The organism is Lacrimispora sp. (assembly GCF_047605665.1).
Lineage (GTDB): Bacteria > Bacillota > Clostridia > Lachnospirales > Lachnospiraceae > Lacrimispora.
This window is the reverse complement of sequence record NZ_JASGFH010000004.1, coordinates 1-23,453: the sequence shown is the minus strand read 5'-3', so window position 1 is coordinate 23,453 and position 23,453 is coordinate 1. Positions and strand designations below refer to the sequence as shown.

The following is a 23,453-nucleotide window of genomic DNA, read 5'->3' as shown; positions in this document are numbered from 1 at the left end:
AAGGGAGAACCGCTCATGCCTGAAAATAATGAAACTTACCACCCAATGACATTTGATGCCATCAAGATCGGTCTGGCATCTCCGGAGAAAATTCTGGATTGGTCCCACGGTGAGGTAAAAAAGCCTGAGACAATCAACTACAGGACCTTAAAGCCGGAAAAAGACGGTCTGTTCTGTGAAAAGATATTTGGGCCGAGTAAGGACTGGGAATGCCATTGCGGAAAGTATAAGAAAATCCGTTACAAAGGCGTTATCTGTGACCGCTGCGGTGTGGAAGTGACCAAAGCCAGTGTCCGCAGGGAGCGTATGGGCCATATCCAGCTCGCTGCACCAGTTTCCCATATCTGGTATTTTAAGGGAATTCCCAGCCGTATGGGTCTGATTCTGGACATTTCTCCCAGAACGCTGGAAAAAGTTCTGTATTTTGCATCTTACGTGGTGCTTGATGCAGGAAATACAGGTCTGCAGTATAAGCAGGTTTTATCAGAAAAAGAATACCGGGAGGAAGTGGAGAAATACGGCCACGGCTCTTTCCGGGTAGGAATGGGAGCAGAGGCCATCTTAGAGCTTCTGCACTCCATAGATCTGGAAAAGGACTCTGAGGAGTTAAAGAAGGGATTAAAGGAAGCCACAGGACAGAAGCGGGCCAGAATCATCAAGAGACTGGAAGTAGTGGAAGCATTCCGCAGCTCCGGCAACCTGCCTGAGTGGATGATCATGACAGTGGTTCCGGTCATTCCTCCGGATATCCGTCCCATGGTACAGCTTGACGGCGGCCGTTTTGCCACCTCAGACTTAAATGACCTTTACAGAAGAATCATAAACCGTAACAACCGTCTCGCCCGCTTATTAGAGCTTGGAGCTCCGGACATCATCGTCCGCAACGAAAAGCGTATGCTTCAGGAAGCTGTCGATGCCCTCATCGACAACGGCAGACGCGGAAGACCGGTCACAGGACCTGGAAACAGAGCCTTAAAGTCCCTTTCCGATATGTTAAAGGGAAAACAGGGACGTTTCCGTCAGAACCTGTTAGGAAAGCGTGTGGATTATTCCGGACGTTCCGTTATCGTAGTAGGACCGGAACTGAAGATTTACCAGTGCGGTCTTCCGAAAGAAATGGCCATTGAGCTGTTTAAGCCTTTTGTTATGAAGGAGCTGGTTTCCAACGGAACCGCTCACAATATAAAGAACGCAAAAAAGATGGTAGAGCGCCTTCAGACGGAAGTCTGGGATGTGCTTGAGGATGTCATCAAAGAGCATCCGGTTATGTTAAACCGTGCTCCTACCCTTCACAGACTTGGAATCCAGGCATTTGAGCCGATTCTGGTGGAAGGTAAGGCTATTAAGCTCCATCCTCTCGTTTGTACCGCTTTTAACGCCGACTTTGACGGAGACCAGATGGCTGTTCATCTTCCTCTTTCCGTAGAAGCTCAGGCAGAGTGCCGTTTCCTCCTGTTATCACCTAACAACTTATTAAAGCCTTCTGACGGCGGCCCTGTGGCTGTTCCGTCTCAGGATATGGTTCTCGGAATCTATTACCTGACTCAGGAGAGACCGGGCGCAAAGGGTGAGGGAATGGTATTTAAGAGTGTGAATGAAGCCATTCTTGCCTATGAAAACCAGGCAGTTACCCTTCATTCCAGAATCAAGGCCAGAATGACCAAGACTCTGGCTGATGGAACCGCAAAAACCGGAGTGGTAGAATCCACAGTAGGACGCTTCATCTTCAATGAGATCGTTCCTCAGGATTTAGGCTTTGTAGACCGTTCCATTCCAGGCAATGAGCTTTTGATGGAAGTGGATTTCCACGTAGGAAAGAAGCAGTTAAAGCAGATCCTGGAAAAGGTTATCAACGTTCACGGTGCTGTTCAGACCGCTGAGACTTTAGATGATATTAAGGCTATCGGTTATAAGTACTCCACCAGAGCTGCCATGACCGTATCCATTTCCGACATGACCGTGCCGGAGAGCAAGCCGAAGCTGATCGCAGATGCAGAAGCAACGGTTGACCAGATTGCAAAGAACTTCCGCCGTGGTTTGATCACAGAGGAAGAACGCTATAAAGAAGTAATTGATACATGGAAGGCAACCGATGACCAGTTGACCCATGACCTGCTGACAGGACTTGATAAGTATAACAACATCTACATGATGGCCGATTCCGGAGCCCGTGGTTCCGATAAGCAGATCAAGCAGCTTGCCGGTATGCGTGGACTCATGGCCGATACAACCGGTCATACCATCGAACTTCCTATTAAGTCCAACTTCCGTGAAGGACTTGACGTATTGGAGTACTTTATCTCCGCTCACGGAGCCCGTAAGGGACTTTCCGATACAGCCCTTCGTACCGCTGACTCCGGTTATTTGACCAGACGTCTCGTAGACGTTTCTCAGGATTTGATCATCCGTGAAATCGACTGCTGCGAAGGAAAAGAGATTCCTTATATGGAAATCAAGGCATTTATGGACGGTCAGGAAACCATTGAGAGTCTGGAAGAACGTATTACAGGCCGTTTCATCGGAGAGACCATCACTGATCCGGATACAGGAGAAGTGATCGTAAAGGCCAACCACATGTGTACGCCAAAGCGTGCGTCCGGGGTTATGAAGGTATTAAATAAGATGGGCCGCGATTCTATTAAAATCCGTACCGTTTTAACCTGTAAATCCCATTTGGGCGTCTGCGCCAAGTGCTACGGTGCCAACATGGCAACCGGACAGCCGGTTCAGGTAGGCGAGGCAGTCGGTATCATCGCTGCTCAGTCCATCGGTGAGCCCGGTACACAGCTTACCATGCGTACCTTCCATACGGGAGGCGTTGCCGGAGGCGATATCACACAGGGTCTTCCCCGTGTCGAGGAGCTTTTCGAGGCCCGTAAGCCAAAGGGTCTTGCCATTATCGCAGAGTTTGGCGGCGTGGTAGCGATTAAAGATACAAAGAAAAAACGTGAGATCATTGTAACAGAAAATGAAACCGGAAATTCCAAGACCTATCTGATCCCTTACGGTTCCAGAATCAAGGTTCAGGATAATCAGGTGCTGGAGGCCGGCGACGAGCTGACCGAAGGTAGTGTGAATCCTCACGATATCTTAAAGATCAAGGGCGTTCGTGCTGTTCAGGATTATATGATCCAGGAAGTACAGCGTGTATACCGTCTCCAGGGTGTTGAGATCAATGATAAGCACGTTGAGATGATCGTAAGACAGATGCTTAAGAAGATCAAAATTGAGGAAAGCGGAGACAGTGATGTGCTTCCGGGAACCTCCATGGATGTTCTGGATTACAATGATTTAAATGAATCCCTGTTGGCAGAAGGCAAAGAACCGGCAGATGGAAAGCAGGTTATGCTTGGTATTACCAAGGCATCTCTGGCTACTGATTCCTTCTTATCCGCAGCCTCCTTCCAGGAGACCACAAAGGTTCTGACCGAAGCCGCTATTAACGGCAAGGTGGATCATCTGATCGGTCTGAAGGAAAATGTTATCATCGGTAAGCCGATTCCGGCAGGTACCGGTATGAAGCGTTACCGCACCATTCGTCTGAACACAGACGCTGCTTTCGAGGAAGAAGAGGAGATTGTTCTTTCAGAAGATGATGAGATCATTTTGGCAGAAGATTCCTTTGAAGAGGCGGAAGAAGTTCTGGATATTGATGAAATAGAGATAGAAGAATAATCAGAGGAGAAAATCCCGGAAGGCTGAAGGCTTCCGGGATTTTTTTCGTATACAGTCCTTTTCAAATAATATATAATATTTCATAAACGGCTATGGAACGTTATTTTTCGGTATATTGATGGGAGGAATCTTATGATAAAACGGCTTTTACTGCGTTATAATAATGCATCGATTCATAAAAAGCTTACGATATCCTGCTGGGGAGCGGTTATTGTTCCCTTTCTGGTGCTTTTTACTATTATATCTGTGGTATACGTGAGGGCGACGGTGAACGCGTCGAGAAAACAGGCACAGATTACCATTGATAAGGCTTCCGATGAAATTAATACATGGTTTTTGCAGAATAAGGAGAAGCTGGAAAGCATTGCAACCGACATCAGTGTGCAAAAAGAGATGCAGGAGTATCCGGACCTCAATTATAAGGAGAAGCTTGAATTCCGGGATTTTATCAGAAACCGGCTTGCTAATGTGGCAACCTCGGACAAGAGGGTCATTAACATATATGTTTACATTAACAGATCACGAAAGTCCTTCTCAAATGATTTTTCAGATAAGGACCTTGACACTTATTACAGCCAGGCAGATTGGTTTAAGGACCTGCTTTCCGGAAGTAAACGTCAGGTGCTGGGGGAGACGGTCAGCATACAGACGGGAAATGAGGTTTTATTTACGGCGATTCCGATTATCAGTGTGCAGAACGGCGCCTTTCTTGGATTCGTGTATTCTGAGCTGGATTACGATAACATAATAGGTACATTCTATCCTCTGGTACGGGGGACGAAGAATTCCGTTATTGTGAATGGAAGGGAGATCGGGCCCCAGGGCGGAGAGGGCAGGGAATATATGTCGGTTTACTCGACTGTCAGAGCCTTAAATGAAAAGGTGGAGTACAGAATCAGTCTGCAGGATATCAGAGCCGGATATAAATTAGCATTTCTGTATTTTGCTCTCGGCACATCAGGTCTGATGGTGAGCATCTATTTTACCAGCCGCTTATTCACCAACCGGTTTACGGACCGTATTTTTCACTTGCGGGATACCCTGCTGTCCGTTGCAGGGGGAAATCTGGACATTCATGTAAAGGAAGGCTATGAGGATGAAATCGGTGAGCTGAGTCATAGCTTAAATACCATGATCCACAATATGAAGCAGTTGATTAATGAAAATTACATCGCTCAGATTGAGAATCAGAAGGCGACTTTAAGGGCGCTGCAAAGCCAGATCAACCCGCATTTTATCTATAATACCTTAGAAAGTATCTCAATGCTTGCGCTGATACAGGACAATTACGAGATCGTGAATTTATCCAAATCCTTTTCTGCCATGATGCGGTATGCTATGGAAGTATCCATGCCGGAGGTTTTGGTCCGGTCTGAAGTGGAAAATGCCAGAAATTATATTGCAATACAGAGGATACGCTTTGGGGACTGCTTTACTACTGAATTCGATGTGGAAGAGGGGAGTGAAATGTGTAAGATGCTTCGCCTGTCCCTGCAGCCATTGGTAGAGAACTCTTTTAAGCATGGATTTAATGATTTTGAGGACCAGGGTTATCTGAAGGTTTCCGTCCGGGTGAGAAATCAGTATCTGCTCATCCGGGTCTATAATAATGGAAGACATATTGATTCGGACAGCATGGACCGGATTGGCCGGCTTTTGGTCAGTGAACCGGAAGAGAGTCCATCAGAATGCTATGCCATCAGAAACTTGTATCGCCGGTTGAAAATCGCTTATGGGGAGAAAAGCCGCCTTTTCATCCACTCGAAGGAAGGGGTGGGCACCATAACCACGATTCAGATTCCGATTCAGGAGGAAAAACTATGGAACACAAAGTGATTGTATGTGATGATGAGAAAATCATACGCCAGGGGATACGCAAGATCATTGAAACTGCTTATGATGATGTTGAGGTTGTGTCAGAATGCAAAAATGGGGAAGAGGGATACAAAGAGGCGGTTATCCACACTCCGGAGCTTATTATTACGGATGTCCGTATGCCGGTTGTAAACGGTTTGGACCTGGCCAGGCTCTGCAGCGGTATGGAAAGGCGGCCTAAAATTATTCTCATCAGCGCTTATAGTGAGTTTGAATACGCCCGCACTGCCATGAGGTATGGTGTCAGTGAGTATATCATTAAGCCGGTTAACCGTTTTGAACTGGTAGAGTCCATAAACCGCATTCTCGGAATCAGTGAGACCTCTAAGGCAGGGGCAGAGCCGGCTGACAGTGTTCGCGACAACAGTGTGATAGGCAGAGCGAAGGAATACATAGACCGGAATTTTTATAAAAATATCAGTTTGGAGGATGTGAGCCAAAAGGTAGGGGTAAATCCGAATTACCTTTCTTCCCTCTTTAAAAAACAGTTGGAAATGAAATACATTGAATACCTGACAGAGCTTCGCATGGAAAAAGCCCGTAACCTGCTGCTCAATACGGATTTAAAGGTGAATGAAATCTCAGAGATGGTGGGGTATTTAAGCACAAAGCATTTTACCCGGATATATAAAGAGAAATTTGGTGTCACACCTTCGGAGGGACGTGAAAAGTGACAAAAACACTTCTGAAATGAGATGGAATATGTGAAAATAATACCTGATATGAAGTTTGTGTCCTTATAATCTTGTGATATTTTACTATATAATAAAACCACAGAGTAATTACTGCAACAAAATATGAAAGCAGGAGGAGAAGGAAATGAAAAAAGTGTTAAGTATTATTTTGCTGGCGGCTCTGACGGGAAGTATGATTCTCACAGGATGCGGTAAAAAGACGGAAGAAACGGTATCTGCGGACAAAAGTGCATCGGTGGAAAAAACGGAGAGCACAACAGCGGGAACAGCAGGGGAAGAAGCCGTCACCATTACCATGAGCAACTGGTTGGAGGCAGAAGAGGCAACGAGTGGTATTTTTAAAGAGCTTTTGGCTGATTTTATGGCGGCCAATCCAAACATTAAAGTAGAATCTGTGGCAATTCCGTTTAACCAGTACAAGGATCAGGTTTTAATTGCAGGAACATCGGGAAATGCAGCAGATGTCATCATGGGAAATTCTCAGATGATGGTTGCCTTCCAGGGAGCCGGTCTTCTTGCAGACTTAAAGGGCCTCGTATCACAGGAGGTGCTCGACGATGTATATCCGAATTATCTGGCAGGGACGACGTTTGATGGAAAGGTAGCTGCAATATCCTGGGCACCCCATCCTCTGGCATTGTACTATAATAAGGACCTGATGAAGAAAGCCGGCCTCGATCCTGAAAAGGCCCCTGCCACCTGGGATGAGATGACGGAAATGGCGAAGAAAATAGCGGCTCTCGGCAAGGATGATGCAGGCAATACGATCTATGGACTGGGACTTCCAACCGGTAAGGTGGCACATACCGGGTCTGTCGCCAATGGCGTATTCTACAGCTTTGGAGGACATTTTCTGGGCGGGGACGGCAAGGTTGACCTTAACAATGAAGGCAATGTGAATGCATTAAAATACATGAAGCAGATGGTTGACGAGAAGGTGATGCCGGGCGGACTGGAGATTAAGGACTTACGCGGATTATTTGCAACAGGACAGATTGGGTTTATTATCGACGGCGATATGGGGCGTAACGCATATAGGGCCAGCAGCGGTAAGGGCGAAGACTTTGATGCTTCTATGGGTTATGCCATCATTCCAATAGGAGTGACAGGAAAAAGCGAAACGGTATATACGGAACATGAGCTTGGAATTTCAGCATCTTCAAGCCACCAGGAAGCAGCGGCAAAATTAATTGAATACCTGACCGGCAAGGAAGCCATGTTAAAATACCATAAATCCAATGCTGTGCTTTCCGGCAGAAAATCCGTTGCAGCGCTGCCGGAGATGAATGAGGATTATTTTATGGAAGTATTTAATAAGCAAGCAGAGACAGCAAGCCCGCTTCCGGCCACAAACCCGCTGTTTGACAATGCCATGAATGAAGTGACAAAGGCAATGGAGCGCATTATGATCAACAACGAGGATATCACCACAGTCCTTGAAGAGACAGAAACCACCATCAAAAATATATACGGCGAATAGCGGGTTTAAATTTAGGAGGATTTAAATTCCTCCTAAATTTTTTGAAAGACAGGGTGATATCGATGATTAGAAAGAAAAAAACGAAAATTAACTGGTTCATAATTGTCCTTCTGGCACCCGCACTCCTACTGCTGTCAATCACAATTGTGATTCCGGTGGTGACGGTGATCGGCATGAGCTTTACGCGCTATAACCTGATGGATATTAACAATATAAAGTGGAATAATTTTCAGAACTATAAGGATGTATTACAGGATGCCCAATTCTTTGCCACCTTTGGAAGGACATTGATTTATGTCGTATCCACCGTATTTCTCCAGTTTGTCATAGGTCTTACGGTTGCAATGCTGTTAAATATCGAGTGGCTTAAGGGGCAGAAGATTTTCCGGGGATTGCTGTTCCTTCCCTGGACCATTCCCTCCCTGGTTGTTGCAGTGGTATGGATGTTCATTTTCCAGCCCCAGTACGGCATTGCCAACTACCTTTTCGGGATGGGCAATTACAGCCTGCTGGGCAATCCAAAGACAGCAATGATTTCTGTTGTTATTTCAGCAGTCTGGAAACAGATGCCTCTTATGATGATTATGCTGCTGTCAGGGCTCCAGACGGTTCCGGAGGAACTGAGAGAGGCGGCCTCCATAGACGGAGCGACGGGCTGGCAGAAGTTTTACGCAATTACGATTCCGTTTATTATGCCCGTAATAAAGACAGTCACCCTGACATCCATTGTTTCTAACTTTCAGATGTTCGTCCTTTTCTTCACAATGACCGGGGGAGGCCCTGTGAGGGCGACTACTACCCTGCCTCTCTATACTTATGAAACCGCATTTTCCGGCTTTAATATGGGCAAGGGGGCCACAATCGGCGTGTGCTGGCTTGTGTTCCTGATGGTATTCTCGGCGGTGTATAATAAGGTTTTGGCAGCGAAGGAAGTTCAATATTAAGGAGGCATCATAGATGAAGGTTAAAATGTCAAATAAGGTATTGGTGTACCTTGGTGTGGCTGCAATTACCATCATATTTATATTCCCGATCTATTGGATGATATTGACATCCGTTAAGCCCAATGAGGCGATCTTAAGGCTGCCGCCTCAGTTTATTCCCAATGGCGCGACCTGGAATAACTATAAAAATATTATGAATGATGGGAAATTTGTTGTTTTTTATAAGAACAATGTGATTGTTTCCACTGTGACAACTCTGGTTACATTGACCCTTGCAGTATTTGCGGCCTATGTATTTTCCCGTTTTCAGTTCCGGGGGGCCAGATTTTTGCAGATGCTGTTTTTGTCCACGCAGATGTTCCCGGCTATGACCCTGCTGATCGCTTTATACAACATGTATTTTAAGCTGGGCTTGTTAAATACCTATACGGCTCTGGTGCTGGCCTGCTCCACCAATGCGCTTCCCATGTCGGTCTGGATTTTGAAGGGATTCTTTGACACCATACCCAAATCCCTGGATGAGGCAGCCTGCATCGACGGTTCCTCTAAGGCCAACACCCTGTTTCGGGTTATACTGCCCCTGATCCGGCCGGGGATCATCGCCGTAGGCATCTATTCTTTCCTGATATCCTGGGAGGACTTTTTATGGGGGCTGACCCTGGTAAATAAAACAGGGATGAGGACGCTGGCATCGGGAATCGCCATGACGTATCTGGGAGAGTATAATTATGACTGGGGACGCGTTATGGCGGCGGCTGTTACGGCGGCAATACCCATTCTGATCATATTTATATTCCTTCAAAAATACATAATCTCAGGGCTGACTGCCGGTGCGGTCAAAGAGTGAAAGGAGAAGAATTTTCATGAAAAACAGACCAAATATACTGTTGTTTTTTACGGACCAGCAAAGGGCGGACACTTGCGGCTGTTATGGCTCAGACCTTGGACTCACTCCGAATCTTGATGAATTGGCCGCAGAAGGAGTGACGTTTAAGAATGCGGTTACCTGCCAGCCTGTATGCGGCCCGGCCAGATCGGTGATCCAGACTGGAAGGTATGCTACGAAAAACGGATGCTTTCGCAATGCGCTGGAGTTAAAGGACGATAACCAGACTCTGGCCCATCTGTTAAACGGTGCGGGGTATACGACCAACTACATCGGAAAGTGGCATCTTTCCCTCACTGGGCTTGAGCCTGTCCCTATGGAAGAACGATGCGGCTATACGGGAGAGTGGAAAGCTGCGGACTTGCTGGAATTTACATCGGATGCGTATGAGGGCTATATTTATGACCGTGATAATCAAAAGCTGCCGTTTTCCGGACAGTACCGTTCTGATTTTCTGACGGAGCACGGTGTCCGGTTCATTGAGGAGTATGAGAAGGAAGAGCCTTTCTTTTTAATGGTTTCTTATCTGGAGCCCCACCATCAGAATACAAAAAACCGTTATGTCGCGCCGGAGGGATATGCGGACCGGTATCGGGATGCCAGGGTGCCTGAGGATTTGCTTCAGTTGGATAAGCCGGATGCGGACTGGAGAGCCAATCTTGCCGACTATTATGGCTGTATCAGAAAGCTGGACGAAAATCTGGGAGAGTTTGCAGACGCTTTAAAGAAAAAAGGAATCTACGAGGATACGGTCATTCTGTTCACATCTGACCATGGAAGCCATTTCCGCACCAGAAATGGGGAATATAAGCGTTCCTGTCATGAGGCCAGCATAAAAATCCCCATGATATGCCGAGGGGGCAGCTATTTGGGAGGAAGGGTGATCGAACAGTCCCTGAGCCTGGTAGACCTCGCCCCGACGATTTTGGAAATTGCAGGAGCAGAGCCGGCAAAGCAGATGGATGGCAGACCGGCAGGATGCCTGCTAAGGGATGGAGCCAAAGACTGGGATAACGATGTTCTGATTCAAATCAGTGAAAGCCAGGTGGGGCGTGCCCTGCGCACGTTAAAATGGAAATACTGCGTGACGGCACCCCATAAAAATCCCTGGCTCGATTCCGGAAGTGATATTTATGTGGAAGAATGCCTCTATAATCTGGAGGAAGATCCCTATGAGCTGAATAACCTGGTCGACAGGGAAAAATACCGGGAAGTGAAAGAAGAGCTGAAAGAGAAGCTGCTTGGGAAGCTGGAGCTGGCCGGAGAAGGGAGCCCCAGGATCATTTCCCTCTGACCCTGTCCGCATTTATGATTTTTGGTAAAGAGTGGGCTGCGGCCCACTTTTTGCGGTTATAAAAAAATAATTTCATATCAGGAAAAAATACAAAGCATATTTCTCTGTCCGCGCTTTAAAAAATACAGATCAGCAAAAAAATCCTTGACAGGAAAAAGCAATATGTATATAATGATTAGGCGTGCATAAACGCGTCATGTTTTTGTGCGTAAATTAAGCTGAAGAAGACAGCAACCACAGACAATATCACAGGAGGTGAATGGAATGCCAACATTTAACCAGTTAGTAAGAAAGGGAAGACAGACAAGCGTAAAGAAATCTACAGCACCTGCTCTGCAGAAGGGTTACAACTCTTTACAGAAAAAGGCTACTGATATTTCTGCTCCTCAGAAGAGAGGCGTTTGTACCGCAGTTAAGACTGCTACACCGAAAAAACCTAACTCAGCTCTTAGAAAGATCGCCAGAGTACGTCTTTCTAACGGCATCGAAGTAACAAGCTACATCCCAGGAGAGGGACACAACCTTCAGGAGCATAGCGTTGTTTTAATCCGCGGCGGAAGAGTAAAAGACTTACCAGGTACAAGATACCATATCGTAAGAGGAACTCTCGATACTGCAGGCGTTGCCAACAGAAGACAGGCTCGTTCCAAGTATGGTGCTAAGAGACCAAAAGCAGCAAAGAAATAATTAGAACCACACATTTGAATTTCTAGTGCCGGACTTTAGATATTGAACCTGTAGGTTGCAGGATTATATATAGAAACCCAGCGCGAACGCAACTTCAATGTTTGTGAGTACCTAAGATCTAATGAATAGCTGGACAATTTTAGGAATTGCCAGCGGTATTAAGGAGGGAAGTAACGTGCCACGTAAAGGACATACTCAAAAAAGAGACGTATTAGCAGATCCGCTTTACAACAACAAGGTTGTTACAAAGCTGATCAACAACATTATGCTTGACGGTAAGAAGGGTGTTGCTCAGAAGATCGTATACGGTGCATTTAACCGTATGGAAGCGAAGACAGGCAAGCCTGCTGTTGAATTATTCGAAGAAGCAATGAACAACATCATGCCTGTACTGGAAGTAAAGGCAAAACGTATCGGTGGAGCTACCTATCAGGTACCTATCGAGGTAAAACCGGAGAGAAGGCAGGCATTAGCTTTAAGATGGATCACTCTTTACTCACGTAAGAGAGGCGAGAAGACCCAGGAAGAAAGACTTGCCAATGAGCTCATGGATGCTGCCAACAACACCGGTGCTGCAGTAAAGAAGAAAGAAGATATGCACAAGATGGCTGAGGCAAACAAAGCATTTGCTCATTACAGATTTTAATTAGGAGGAAAAAGCTTTGGCTGGAAGAGAATATCCATTGGAGAGAACCAGAAATATTGGTATCATGGCCCATATCGATGCTGGTAAGACCACATTGACTGAGCGTATCCTCTATTATACTGGTGTAAATTACAAAATTGGTGATACTCATGAAGGTACTGCAACCATGGACTGGATGGAGCAGGAACAGGAAAGAGGTATCACAATCACTTCAGCAGCGACCACCTGCCATTGGACCATGCATGAAAACAATAAGGTAAAAGCAGGCGCTCCGGAGCACCGTATCAACATTATCGATACTCCAGGACACGTTGACTTTACTGTAGAGGTTGAGCGTTCCCTGCGTGTACTGGACGGCGCTGTAGGCGTGTTCTGTGCAAAGGGCGGCGTAGAGCCTCAGTCTGAAAACGTATGGCGTCAGGCAGACACCTATAACGTACCCCGTATGGCATACATCAACAAGATGGATATCATGGGTGCGAACTTCTACGGTGCTGTTGATCAGATCAAGAGCCGTCTGGGCAAGAATGCAATCTGCATTCAGCTTCCCATCGGTGCAGAGGACGAATTCAAAGGACTCATCGATTTGTTCGAAATGAAGGCTTATATCTACAATGACGACAAGGGTGATGATGTGACTATCACAGAAGACCTTGGCGACATGAAGGATGACGCTGAACTTTATCGTGCAGAGATGATTGAGAAAATCTGCGAACTGGACGATGACCTGATGATGGCATACCTGGAAGGGGAAGAGCCGTCAAATGAAGATTTAAAGAAGGCATTGAGAAGAGCTACCTGTGAGTGTACCGCTATTCCTGTATGCTGCGGAAGCGCATACAGAAACAAGGGCGTTCAGAAGCTGCTTGATGCTGTTCTGGAATATATGCCATCTCCTGTTGACATTCCTTCTATCAAGGGTGTTGATATGGATGGAAATGAGATCGAGAGACATTCTTCTGATGAAGAGCCATTCTCCGCTCTCGCATTTAAGATTATGACAGACCCATTCGTTGGTAAGCTGGCATTCTTCCGCGTTTACTCCGGTGTTATGAACTCCGGTTCCTACGTGCTGAATGCAACCAAGGGCAAAAAAGAGCGTGTTGGCCGTATCCTTCAGATGCATGCCAACAAGAGATCAGAGCTGGATAAGGTATATTCCGGTGATATCGCTGCTGCCGTAGGTTTCAAGCTGACAACAACAGGCGATACTATCTGTGACGAGCAGCATCCGGTAATTCTGGAGTCCATGGAATTCCCAGAGCCAGTTATCGATATCGCTATCGAGCCTAAGACCAAAGCTGGTCAGGGCAAGATGGGCGAGGCTCTTGCAAAGCTTGCAGAAGAAGATCCTACCTTCCGTGCAAAGACCAACCAGGAAACTGGCCAGGTTATCATTTCCGGTATGGGTGAGCTTCATCTGGAGATCATCGTAGACCGTCTGCTTCGTGAGTTCAACGTAGAAGCTAACGTAGGTGCTCCTCAGGTTGCTTACAAGGAGACCTTTACAAAGACTGTTGAAGTTGACAGCAAGTATGCAAAGCAGTCCGGCGGACGTGGTCAGTACGGACACTGTAAGGTTCGCTTTGAGCCCATGGAGGCCAATGGCGAAGAATTATTCAAGTTTGAATCCGCTGTTGTTGGTGGTGCTATTCCTAAGGAGTACATCCCGGCAGTTGGTGCAGGTATTGAGGAAGCTACAAAGTCCGGTATTCTGGGCGGATTCCCAGTGCTTGGTGTAAAGGCAACTGTATACGACGGTTCCTACCATGAGGTTGACTCCAGTGAAATGGCATTCCACATCGCCGGTTCCATGGCATTTAAAGATGCTATGAACAAGGGTGGCGCTATTCTCCTTGAGCCGATCATGAAGGTGGAAGTAACCATGCCGGAAGAATACATGGGCGATGTTATCGGTGATATTAACTCCCGACGCGGCCGTATCGAAGGTATGGAGGATATCGGCGGCGGTAAGATGGTTAAAGCATTTGTACCGTTGTCAGAGATGTTCGGCTACTCCACTGACTTACGTTCCAGAACACAGGGACGCGGTAACTACTCTATGTTCTTCGAGAAATATGAGCCAGTACCAAAGAGCGTACAGGAAAAAGTTCTTGCTGAAAAGAAGGGCAAATAATCCTAACCGGTTTTCCATGGATTTCGGGCACACAAGTCTGCCCGGAATCCATCAAATAGGCTTGAAAATAGTGCACAAATAGCATATAATAAAAAACAGCCTAACATATAAACAAAGCTCGGAAGAGAGCGTAAATTAAGGAGGACGTTATAAAATGGCTAAAGCTAAGTTTGAAAGAAACAAAACACATTGTAACATCGGCACCATCGGTCACGTTGACCACGGTAAAACAACTTTAACAGCAGCTATCACAAAGACTCTGCATGAAAGATTAGGTACTGGACAGGCAGTAGCTTTCGAGAATATCGATAAGGCTCCGGAAGAGAGAGAGCGTGGAATCACAATCTCCACTTCTCACGTTGAGTACGAGACCAGCAAGAGACATTATGCACACGTTGACTGCCCAGGACATGCTGACTACGTTAAGAACATGATCACTGGTGCTGCTCAGATGGACGGCGCTATCCTGGTTGTTGCTGCAACTGATGGTGTTATGGCTCAGACAAGAGAGCACATCCTTCTTTCCCGTCAGGTAGGCGTTCCTTACATCGTTGTATTCATGAACAAGTGTGACATGGTAGACGATTCAGAACTTCTTGAACTGGTAGACATGGAAATCCGTGAGCTCTTAAATGAGTACGAGTTCCCAGGCGATGATACACCAATCATCCAGGGTTCCGCATTAAAGGCTCTTGAAGATCCTTCCTGCTCTTGGGGCGATAAGGTTCTTGAGTTAATGGACGCAGTAGATGAGTGGATTCCGGACCCAGTTCGTGAAACAGATAAGCCATTCCTTATGCCTATCGAGGACGTTTTCTCCATCACAGGCCGTGGTACCGTTGCTACCGGTAGAGTAGAGCGTGGTACATTACACGTATCTGATGAAGTTGAAATCGTTGGTATCAGCGAAGAGACCCGTAAGGTTGTTGTAACTGGTATCGAGATGTTCCGTAAGCTGCTTGACGAGGCTCAGGCTGGTGATAACATCGGCGCACTTCTTCGTGGTGTTCAGAGAACTGACATCGAAAGAGGACAGTGTCTCGTTAAACCAGGTTCTGTAAAGTGCCATAAGAAGTTTACAGCACAGGTTTACGTTTTAACAAAAGATGAAGGTGGACGTCATACTCCTTTCTTCAACAACTACAGACCTCAGTTCTATTTCAGAACAACTGACGTAACAGGCGTTTGTGATCTTCCAGAAGGCGTAGAGATGTGTATGCCTGGTGATAACGTAGAAATGTCCGTAGAGCTGATTCACCCAATCGCTATGGAGCAGGGTCTTCGTTTCGCTATCCGTGAAGGCGGCCGTACAGTAGGTTCAGGTAGAGTAGCTACTATCGTTGAGTAATTATTGACGATAAATCAATACTGATTGAAACATCAGGGGCGTTGCAAAACAGATGAGAAATCATCTGTGGAGCAGCGCTCCTTTTTTTGCTCTAAAATGCTGAGAGGGGGCTGGGTGATTGATGGAAACGGTTTGATTTTCCGGTTGTCATAAATTGTCTATTGATGGCGCCGCCGCTTTGTGGTAACATTAAATCATTCTGGTATAGAAAAAGAGGATGTTTTTACGTGATAAGAGAACGGCTGTTAAAGTGGCTTAAAAATGCAGGGATTTTTACAGCCACTGCCATCATGCTTTTGATTCCCTGCGCATCTTATATTCTGTTTGAGTATGTAACCGGCAATTTGTCTGCAATCTCCCCCTCCATGGCTGTTTTAAATATAGGCTGGATTTACCTTTTGTATCTCACTGCATTTGCAGTCAGCGGAAGCACCGGAATCGGAATTCCCGTGATGGCGGTATTTCTCTATTTTGTTTCTGCGGCGGAATATCTGGTCACCAGCTTTCGGGGAAGGCCTATCATGATCTGGGATGTCCTGGCCCTGCGGACTGCCATGAGCGTGGCGGGAAATTATGAATTTATCCTGACAGAGGAGATGTATCTGGCATTTTTAGGAGTCCAGGCGATCTGTCTCTTTGCCTTTTTGTTTCCCAGACGGGCTAAGGGCAGGAAAAGGCGGCTGATCCTCGCCGGAGGAAGTGCGGGCGTGATTGTCAGCTTCTGCATGTGGTTTTATACCTTCCTGATCCCTTCCAAGGGCCTTGAAATCAACATGTGGGAGGTTAATGAAACTTATCAGGAGTACGGATATGTGCTTTCCACGGCTGTTTCCTTCAATTACACGGTGCAGAAAAAACCCAAGGGCTACAGCCTTTCAAAGGTAAAACAGATTTACGATTCCGTGAGGGAGGAAAACCAGGTTCTTTTGGCTCAGGCCGGAGAAAGTGATGCGGAAACAGAAGAGAATACAACCCCGGTCAACATCATATGCATTATGAATGAAAGCCTGTCTGAACTGAAAACAGCAGGCAGCTTTGAGACGAATCAGGAATATTTTCCCTTTTTAAACAGCTTAAAGGAAAACACGGTGAAAGGAAGTCTTGCCGTTCCTGTATTCGGTTCCCTGACCAGCAATTCCGAATATGAATTCCTGACCGGAAATTCCATTTCCCTGCTTCAGGCCAACAGCATTGCCTATCAGTTTAATGTGAAGCCTGATACATACAGCCTTGTGAGCACCTTAAAATCCCAGGGCTATGAGACCGTCGCCATGCACCCATATCCAAGAGAAAACTGGAACCGGCAGGAATGCTACCGGAACCTGGGAATGGATGAATTTCTGGCTATAGAAGATTATGAGGGCAGCGAAGAGCTGAGAAACTATGTCAGCGACAAAGCGGATTACCAGAAGCTGATCGAGCGGGTGGAGTCCAAGGAGAATCCGGAGGATAAGCTGTTCATCTTCAATGTGACCATGCAAAACCACGGAGGTTATGAGAGTGATTATGATAACTTCCAGCAGGAAGTATGGCTGACCGGAAACCTGAAAGGGAAGTATCCTAAGACCGACCAGTACTTATCCCTTGTGAAGAAGTCGGATGAAGCCCTGGAATATTTGATTTCCTATTTTAAGCAGAGTGATGAGCCCACCATGATCGTCCTGTTCGGGGATCATCAGCCCAGTGTGGAAGATGAATTCTTTGATGAAATTGCAGGGATGCCAAGCGATCTTGTGCCCAATGAGGACCGTTTAAAGTGGTATCAGACCCCGTTTCTGATCTGGACCAATTATGAGAGCCAGGCAGAAGAAAAAGGGAAGCTGGGGGCTGTTTACCTGGGTTCAGAGCTGTTAAAAAGGGCCAATGTCCAGATGACGCCTTACCAGCAGTTTCTTCTGACCATGGAAGAGACATTTCCGGTGGTTCACCCCATCGGCTGTTATGATAAAGAAGGCACCTATTATTCATGGGATGACTTAAGAATGCCGGAAAATCCTTACCGTGACTTAATTGCCAGCTATGAATATCTGGTATATAATCACACCTTTGACGGAAAGAAGTACAGGGAGATGTTTTCCCTGGAGTATGAAAAATAAAAAAACAGTGAGAAGAAGGAGAAATGTACCCTTTATCTCACTGTTTTTTATTTACTGCCAGGTGATGGCAGCATAAGCATCCAAAAGTCCGCCGCTTACCATCTTACCGGCAAGACTGTCCATTTTTCTGCTGGAGCTTAAAAGAATGTTTTTAACCTCTCCCAAAGAGATGTCCTGCCGGTAGGAATAGATCATGGCAGCTACTCCGGTCACCATGGGTGCGGCCATGGAGGTTCCGCTCATAAAGCCGTAAGCATCACCTGGGATCGTGCTTAAGATGAAGCTGCCCGGCGCTGCGATATCCACGCTGCTGGCGCCGAAGTTGGAGTCCTTGCTTAAGCTTCCGTCAAACAGGATGTTGGCTACGGAAATCACGTTGTCATGAGGGAGAGAGGCCGGATAAACAGGGTAAACATCCGTATCGTATCCAAGGCCGGACACCCCTCCGTTTCCGCAGGAAACCACAAACAGCATGGAAGAGTCTCTGATGGCCTGGTCCAGCGCCTCGTTGTAGGCGGTGGTTCCCATGCTTAAGTTGCAGATGGAAGCCCCCATTGCCTCGGCATACCGTATGGCCTGAATCACCGCTTCCGGAGAGCCGGCCCCGTCCTCGCCGCCTAAGGCTTTTAAGGTCATGAGCTTCACGTAGTTATTATCCGTAATTCCAGCTATGCCGTAAGATCCTCTGTCAGCTCCGATGGTGCCAGCCGCATGGGTTCCGTGGCTGTCCTCGTTCCCTACAAAAATCTGGTTGTTTCCGGAATAAAAGTTCCAGCCGTAAAAATCATCCACATATCCGTTGCCGTCATTGTCAATGCCGTCTCCATCCACCTCTCCGGGATTGGTCCACAGCGCATTTTTAAGCTCCTGATGATGGATATCAATGCCCGTATCAATGATGGCAACGGTAACAGACCGCTTTGCCTCTGCCTGATCGTACACCTTCCAGGCGGGCTGCATGGCGATGTCAATGCCGGTCGTGGCGTGGGTCACAATGGACTTATAATCGTCCGGCCCAGGTTTTGGGATTCCAATGCCCACTCCGGACCTTTTCTGGCTGTAGTTCTGGTCCACTGCCCGGAATTTGGCCTGCAGCTCTATGAGACGGAATTCCCCGTCATTTTTAAGCCCCCACTGATAGGTGGAAAACTCATCCGCGGGGGATAAGTTTATGAGGCCCGGACCAATGGCTGCTGCCTGAAGGGCCTGTCCTCTGTCAGAGGAAAATGCTTGAAGCGCCGTGGCCGGATCTTTTGGACTGCTTTTTGCGAAAGCAGCGCTGCTTGAAAGGGATAAGCCCCCAATCAGGACAGCGAGGGAAAGACAGGCGGCGCGGGTTATTTTTTTCATGGTTATTTTCTCCTTAACTGGAAAGCAATGGTTGAGATTGCTCCTATTATACCATAAACCCTACGGGACAGAATGAAAAAATATGTGAAAAATATTTTAATTTTTACGGTCTATTGCTGAAAGTTCCTTTTTCCGGCCAAAGACCTGGAAAATGATTTGATAAAGGCTCTTTTCCTGTGATAAAATGTATGGAGAGAAAGGAGGGCCCCATGGAAGAAGTGCAGTTTCGTAATAAAATCGTCTGGTTTACATTTTTTTACAGTCTTTTAGTCATATGGGTCCACTCCTACAATGCAGTACTTTTTCTGGGCAGCACAAGGCTGGGATATCAGATGGACTGGCTGGAAAGGCTTTTGGGAAATACAGCGTCCCAGATTGCCGTGCCTGGGTTCTTTTTGATTTCCTCTTACCTCTTTTTCCGGGGATTTACCATGGAAAAGCTTTGGGTGAAATGGAAAGCCAGAATGAGAAGTGTGCTGGTGCCCTATGTGGTGTGGAATCTCCTTTACTACCTGGGTTACGTGGTGGGAAGCCGGATTCCCTATTTGTCCGAGGTCATCGGAAAGGGCAAGGTGCCTTTTTCCCTTTCGGGAGCCTGGGATGCGGTTTTCAATTATACTTATAATTATGTATTCTGGTATTTACAACAGTTGATTCTGCTGATCATCCTGGCCCCCCTCATTTACATGCTGGTGAAAACATGGCAGATTGGCTGCCTGGTTTTGGGCGGGATATTTGCGGTCATCTACCTGGGAGGATATTTGCCGTTTTTAAACCTGGATGCTTTCCTCTATTATTCCTTCGGAGCCTTTGCGGCCATCCATGGAAAGAGGGTTGCGGAAGGAAAATGGAACAGAGGCCGGTTTGGAGCGGGGGCAGCCCTCCTTGTGTCAGCCATTTTTCTATATGGGTTTGATTTTCCAGGAAGCTTAAAGGGAGAAATGGCGGCTTCTGCCGTGTGCTTTCGCCTGCTCACTCCTGCAGGACTGTGGCTGCTCACCCCGGAAAGGATTCTCATAGAAGCGAAAGACTGGATGAAGCAGAACTTCTTTCTGTATGCAGCTCACTTTGCTATTGTGAGACTGGTTAACAAAACGGGAGCATTGCTGCTCCCGTCTGTTCCGGCCATTCCCTTTATGCTGTTTCTCTTTATGCCGATCTTATGTGTGATTTTAAGCTACCAGGCAGGGCGGTTGCTGCGGTGGCTTTTGCCGCCCTTGTGGCAGGTGATGAACGGAGGCCGGTAAAGAACCTTAAGACTCTGACGACCATCTTCCCGATGCGCCGCAGGGGAGCAGGAGTCCTGTATTTGTGACAGGAAGGCCTACCTCCTGGGCATCTACTGTGCCGCCGAATTTCTTTCCCACTTCAATGGAAATCATGTAGGACAATACAGAGGGCGCCAGGCCGGTGGTGTAGGAATTAATGAGGAAAAATAAAGGCTCAGGGGACAGAAGCTGGGCGCATAAGCTGACAAAGGGGTGAATGGAATCTTCGATCTTCCAGATCTCCCCTTTTGGGCCTCTGCCGTAGGATGGCGGGTCCATGATGATGGCATCATACCGGCTTCCTCTGCGGATTTCCCTTTCCACGAACTTGACACAGTCATCCACGATCCAGCGGATGGGTGCGGATTCCAAGTTAGAGGAGCGGGCGTTTTCCTTGGCCCAGCCGACCATTCCCTTGGACGCGTCCACATGGGTGACAGAGGCTCCCGCCTTTGCGGCTGCCAATGTGGCTCCTCCGGTATATGCAAAGAGGTTGAGGACCTTAATGGGCCTTCCTGCCTGTTTGATCTTTTCGCCGAACCAGTCCCAGTTTGCCGCCTGCTCCGGGAAAATTCCGGTGTGCTTAAAGCTGAAGGGCTTTAACTGGAAGGTCAGTTCCTTATAGCTGATGCTCCACTGCTCCGGAAGACTGAAAAATTCCCATTCTCCCCCTCCCTTGGCACTTCGGTGATAATGGCCGTTCATCTTTCTCCAGCCCGCTTCTGTCTTGGGAGTGGACCAGATGACCTGGGGATCGGGACGCACGAGGATGTATTTCCCCCAGCGCTCCAGTTTTTCTCCTTCTGAACAATCTATTACTTCATAATCTTTCCAGCCGTCTGCAATCCACATATCGTGTTTCCTTTCTTTTGCTTCCTGTCAGCCTGTCCGCTTATGGGTCGGGCCGATTGAACTTCCTCAATTATACTGGATAGACGGGGGAGCGTCAAGAAATTGCTCGTAAAATCACCCCTTGTCTATGTGTCCTATATAATATAGTATAATTCTAAGTGATGAGGTGTGAAACTATGTGTTTTCGTATAGGAATTTCTGCCGGTACCTGCGGCTGTAATTATTGGTGCAATTGGGGAATTAATGCAGGAGGCTGCTACAGGCAGTGTAACCGGGGATGCTGCTGCCGGTGCAGAAGGAATTGCCGCTGCTGCAACCGCCGATGCAACTGGTAACGTGAATAAAAGCGGGTGTGATTTACGGCACCCGCTTTTATATAGAAGAAAAAAGCCGTATTCCTGAGGGAGAAATAATTTCGTAATAGAATCGAAAGATTAAAACAGTTGAATAATTGGAAAATAATTGCTAAAATAAAGAAAGATAAAAAGGAAATCCCTGTAAGGAGTGAAGGAATGAAAAGAAAAGGTCTCATTGTGCTGGCTGTCTCCGCCGTGCTGGCTATGGGTACTGCATCGATGGATGCTATGGCCGCGGAAGGCTGGGCTCAGTCAGGAAATACCTGGGTTTACTATGATGCAGACGGAAGTAAAGTCACCAATGTCTGGAAAAAGGGTGCGGACAACCTTTGGCGCTATTTAAACAGCTATGGTGAGATGGCCGTAAACAGTTGGATCGAAAATACATATTATACGGACTCTAACGGCATTCTGGTGACTGATAAATGGATGAAGTTCCAGGATTCGGGAAACGGCCAGCTTAAGTGGTATTACTTCGGAAGCAGCGGAAAGGCTGTTATGGACAACTGGTCCAAGATCAACAACAAGTGGTATTATTTTGATTCCAACGGCGAGATGCAGACGGGCTGGGTTCTGGAGGATATGTATTACTGCGGCACGGACGGCGCTATGCGCACAGGCTGGCAGAAGCTTTTTTCACCGGACAGCGACTATGACCCGGATAAGGTGGCGCCGGGAGACAGCGACGATGGAAAGTTCTGGTATTATTTCGGCGAGAGCGGAAAGAAGTACGTTCCAAAGAACTTGTCCGGCGATTTTGCAACTTATAAGATTGACGGAATCTCTTACTGCTTTGACTCAGACGGCACTCTTCAGACCGGCTGGAAAAATGTAGGCATTGACAATGCGGACTATGAGATTCAAAATTATAAGTATTATGACAACAACGGAAAGCTGAGAGTGGGCTGGTATTCGGTAGAACCGCCTCACGATGTATCCGGCTATGAAGAAAATGTGGAATGGTTTTATTTCTCCAACTCCGGTGTACCAAAGGCCGGACCAAAGGAGGGGGAAGCCAGCACCCAGCATCTGACGAAGATCAATGACAAGACGTATTTGTTCAACGATCTTGGAAATCCTGTATACGGACTCCAGAAGGTGAAAATCGGAAACGGCTCCGAATTTACGGCTTATTATTTCGGAGATAAGAAGGCCAGCTCCATGCAAAAGGGTAAGATCAAAGTGATTGAAGGAGACGGCAACGAGGAAACATATTATTTCAGCGACAGCGGCCGGGGTTATACGGGCGTGAAAGACGGCTACCTGTATTATATGGGTAAGCTTCAGAGAGCTGATGAAGGAAGCAAGTACGAAGTCATCGCCATTCCAACGGGAAGCACCACCACCGACTATGTGGTCAACTCCACCGGAAAAGTGGCAAAGGGAACGACTGTAAAGAATGCGGAAGGCGTGAAGTATAAAACCGGAAGCAACGGAAACTTATTAAAGGTGGACGATGAAACCCCGTCAGGGGAAGGCAGATCTCCGGTAGAGCCTGTCTGGGATTAAAAAAAAGATTGATGGCGTGAGATTTGAAAAAATCAGATTTCACGCCATTTTTTTGAAAAAAAGTACTTGCAATCTAAAAAAAAGTATGATATTATATTAAGGCTGTGGCATGATAGCTGTGAAGCGTGAGGTTGCTGCTTGTAAAAGCAGGTTTTCCGCGGAGCGAATGTCAAGTTAGGAAACTGGCGACAAGTCACTGTACAACTTAAAGTTCTGTTTATACAAACGGATAGTCAGTGTGGTAGTCCGCAGGACACACACGGGAATGTGTACAGTCACCGCTTGTCGTACTTCTATTATAAGTGCGAAAAGGAGGCGACTTTTTTTATGGCAAGTCAAGTAATGAGAATCACAT

General features: G+C 46.9%; 16 protein-coding genes. 14 read left to right on the top strand and 2 right to left on the bottom strand.

Features of this window, described 5'->3' with window-relative positions:
- Nucleotides 1–15: 15 nt before the first annotated feature.
- The 12 genes from rpoC to QM657_RS03895 all read left to right on the top strand — a co-directional run bounded on the left by rpoC (nt 16) and on the right by QM657_RS03895 (nt 17,763).
- The gene (gene rpoC / locus QM657_RS03950; RefSeq protein ID WP_415065245.1) at nt 16–3,675 is read left to right on the top strand and encodes a DNA-directed RNA polymerase subunit beta'; all 3,660 of its coding nucleotides are present in this window, start codon (nt 16–18) and stop codon (nt 3,673–3,675) included.
- Between the two features lie 132 nt (nt 3,676–3,807).
- Nucleotides 3,808–5,511: a sensor histidine kinase gene (locus tag QM657_RS03945; RefSeq protein ID WP_415065244.1), complete on the top strand. Its 1,704-nt coding sequence runs from the start codon at nt 3,808–3,810 to the stop codon at nt 5,509–5,511.
- Nucleotides 5,496–6,224, top strand: coding sequence for a response regulator transcription factor (locus QM657_RS03940; RefSeq protein WP_415065243.1), 729 nt, complete (start codon nt 5,496–5,498; stop codon nt 6,222–6,224). The genes QM657_RS03945 and QM657_RS03940 overlap by 16 nt, the downstream gene beginning before the upstream one ends.
- A gap of 145 nt (nt 6,225–6,369) precedes the next feature.
- A complete protein-coding gene (locus QM657_RS03935; RefSeq protein ID WP_415065242.1) occupies nt 6,370–7,725 on the top strand; it encodes an ABC transporter substrate-binding protein in 1,356 nt (451 codons plus the stop codon).
- 62 nt (nt 7,726–7,787) lie between these two features.
- Nucleotides 7,788–8,669, top strand: coding sequence for a carbohydrate ABC transporter permease (locus tag QM657_RS03930; RefSeq protein WP_415065241.1), 882 nt, complete (start codon nt 7,788–7,790; stop codon nt 8,667–8,669).
- 13 nt (nt 8,670–8,682) lie between these two features.
- Nucleotides 8,683–9,516: a carbohydrate ABC transporter permease gene (locus QM657_RS03925; protein ID WP_415065240.1), complete on the top strand. Its 834-nt coding sequence runs from the start codon at nt 8,683–8,685 to the stop codon at nt 9,514–9,516.
- 16 nt (nt 9,517–9,532) lie between these two features.
- Nucleotides 9,533–10,849: a sulfatase-like hydrolase/transferase gene (locus QM657_RS03920; RefSeq protein ID WP_415065239.1), complete on the top strand. Its 1,317-nt coding sequence runs from the start codon at nt 9,533–9,535 to the stop codon at nt 10,847–10,849.
- Between the two features lie 264 nt (nt 10,850–11,113).
- Nucleotides 11,114–11,536 carry a 30S ribosomal protein S12 gene (rpsL, locus tag QM657_RS03915; RefSeq protein ID WP_415065238.1) on the top strand — a complete coding sequence of 141 codons (423 nt, stop codon included), beginning with the start codon at nt 11,114–11,116 and terminating at the stop codon, nt 11,534–11,536.
- A gap of 175 nt (nt 11,537–11,711) precedes the next feature.
- Nucleotides 11,712–12,182 (top strand): 30S ribosomal protein S7, encoded by a 471-nt coding sequence (gene rpsG / locus QM657_RS03910; protein ID WP_415065432.1) that lies wholly within the window; start codon nt 11,712–11,714, stop codon nt 12,180–12,182.
- A gap of 16 nt (nt 12,183–12,198) precedes the next feature.
- Nucleotides 12,199–14,319 (top strand): elongation factor G, encoded by a 2,121-nt coding sequence (gene fusA, locus QM657_RS03905; protein WP_415065237.1) that lies wholly within the window; start codon nt 12,199–12,201, stop codon nt 14,317–14,319.
- A gap of 154 nt (nt 14,320–14,473) precedes the next feature.
- The gene (tuf, locus tag QM657_RS03900) at nt 14,474–15,667 is read left to right on the top strand and encodes an elongation factor Tu (RefSeq protein WP_415065236.1); all 1,194 of its coding nucleotides are present in this window, start codon (nt 14,474–14,476) and stop codon (nt 15,665–15,667) included.
- A gap of 227 nt (nt 15,668–15,894) precedes the next feature.
- On the top strand, nt 15,895–17,763 hold the full coding sequence (locus QM657_RS03895) for an LTA synthase family protein (protein WP_415065235.1): 1,869 nt from the start codon (nt 15,895–15,897) through the stop codon (nt 17,761–17,763).
- A gap of 51 nt (nt 17,764–17,814) precedes the next feature.
- Here QM657_RS03895 and QM657_RS03890 read toward each other — a convergent pair whose 3' ends face one another.
- A complete protein-coding gene (locus QM657_RS03890) occupies nt 17,815–19,113 on the bottom strand; it encodes a S8 family peptidase (protein ID WP_415065234.1) in 1,299 nt (432 codons plus the stop codon).
- Nucleotides 19,114–19,322: 209 nt separating this feature from the next.
- Between QM657_RS03890 and QM657_RS03885 the strand changes: the two genes are divergently transcribed.
- Nucleotides 19,323–20,360 (top strand): acyltransferase family protein, encoded by a 1,038-nt coding sequence (locus QM657_RS03885; protein WP_415065233.1) that lies wholly within the window; start codon nt 19,323–19,325, stop codon nt 20,358–20,360.
- Between the two features lie 6 nt (nt 20,361–20,366).
- On the opposite strand, the gene QM657_RS03880 is transcribed toward QM657_RS03885, so the two are convergent.
- Nucleotides 20,367–21,233, bottom strand: coding sequence for a class I SAM-dependent methyltransferase (locus QM657_RS03880; RefSeq protein ID WP_415065232.1), 867 nt, complete (start codon nt 21,231–21,233; stop codon nt 20,367–20,369).
- A gap of 512 nt (nt 21,234–21,745) precedes the next feature.
- Between QM657_RS03880 and QM657_RS03875 the strand changes: the two genes are divergently transcribed.
- Complete coding sequence (locus QM657_RS03875; protein ID WP_415065231.1) at nt 21,746–23,098, top strand: cell wall-binding protein; 1,353 nt, start codon at nt 21,746–21,748, stop codon at nt 23,096–23,098.
- Nucleotides 23,099–23,453 lie beyond the last annotated feature (355 nt).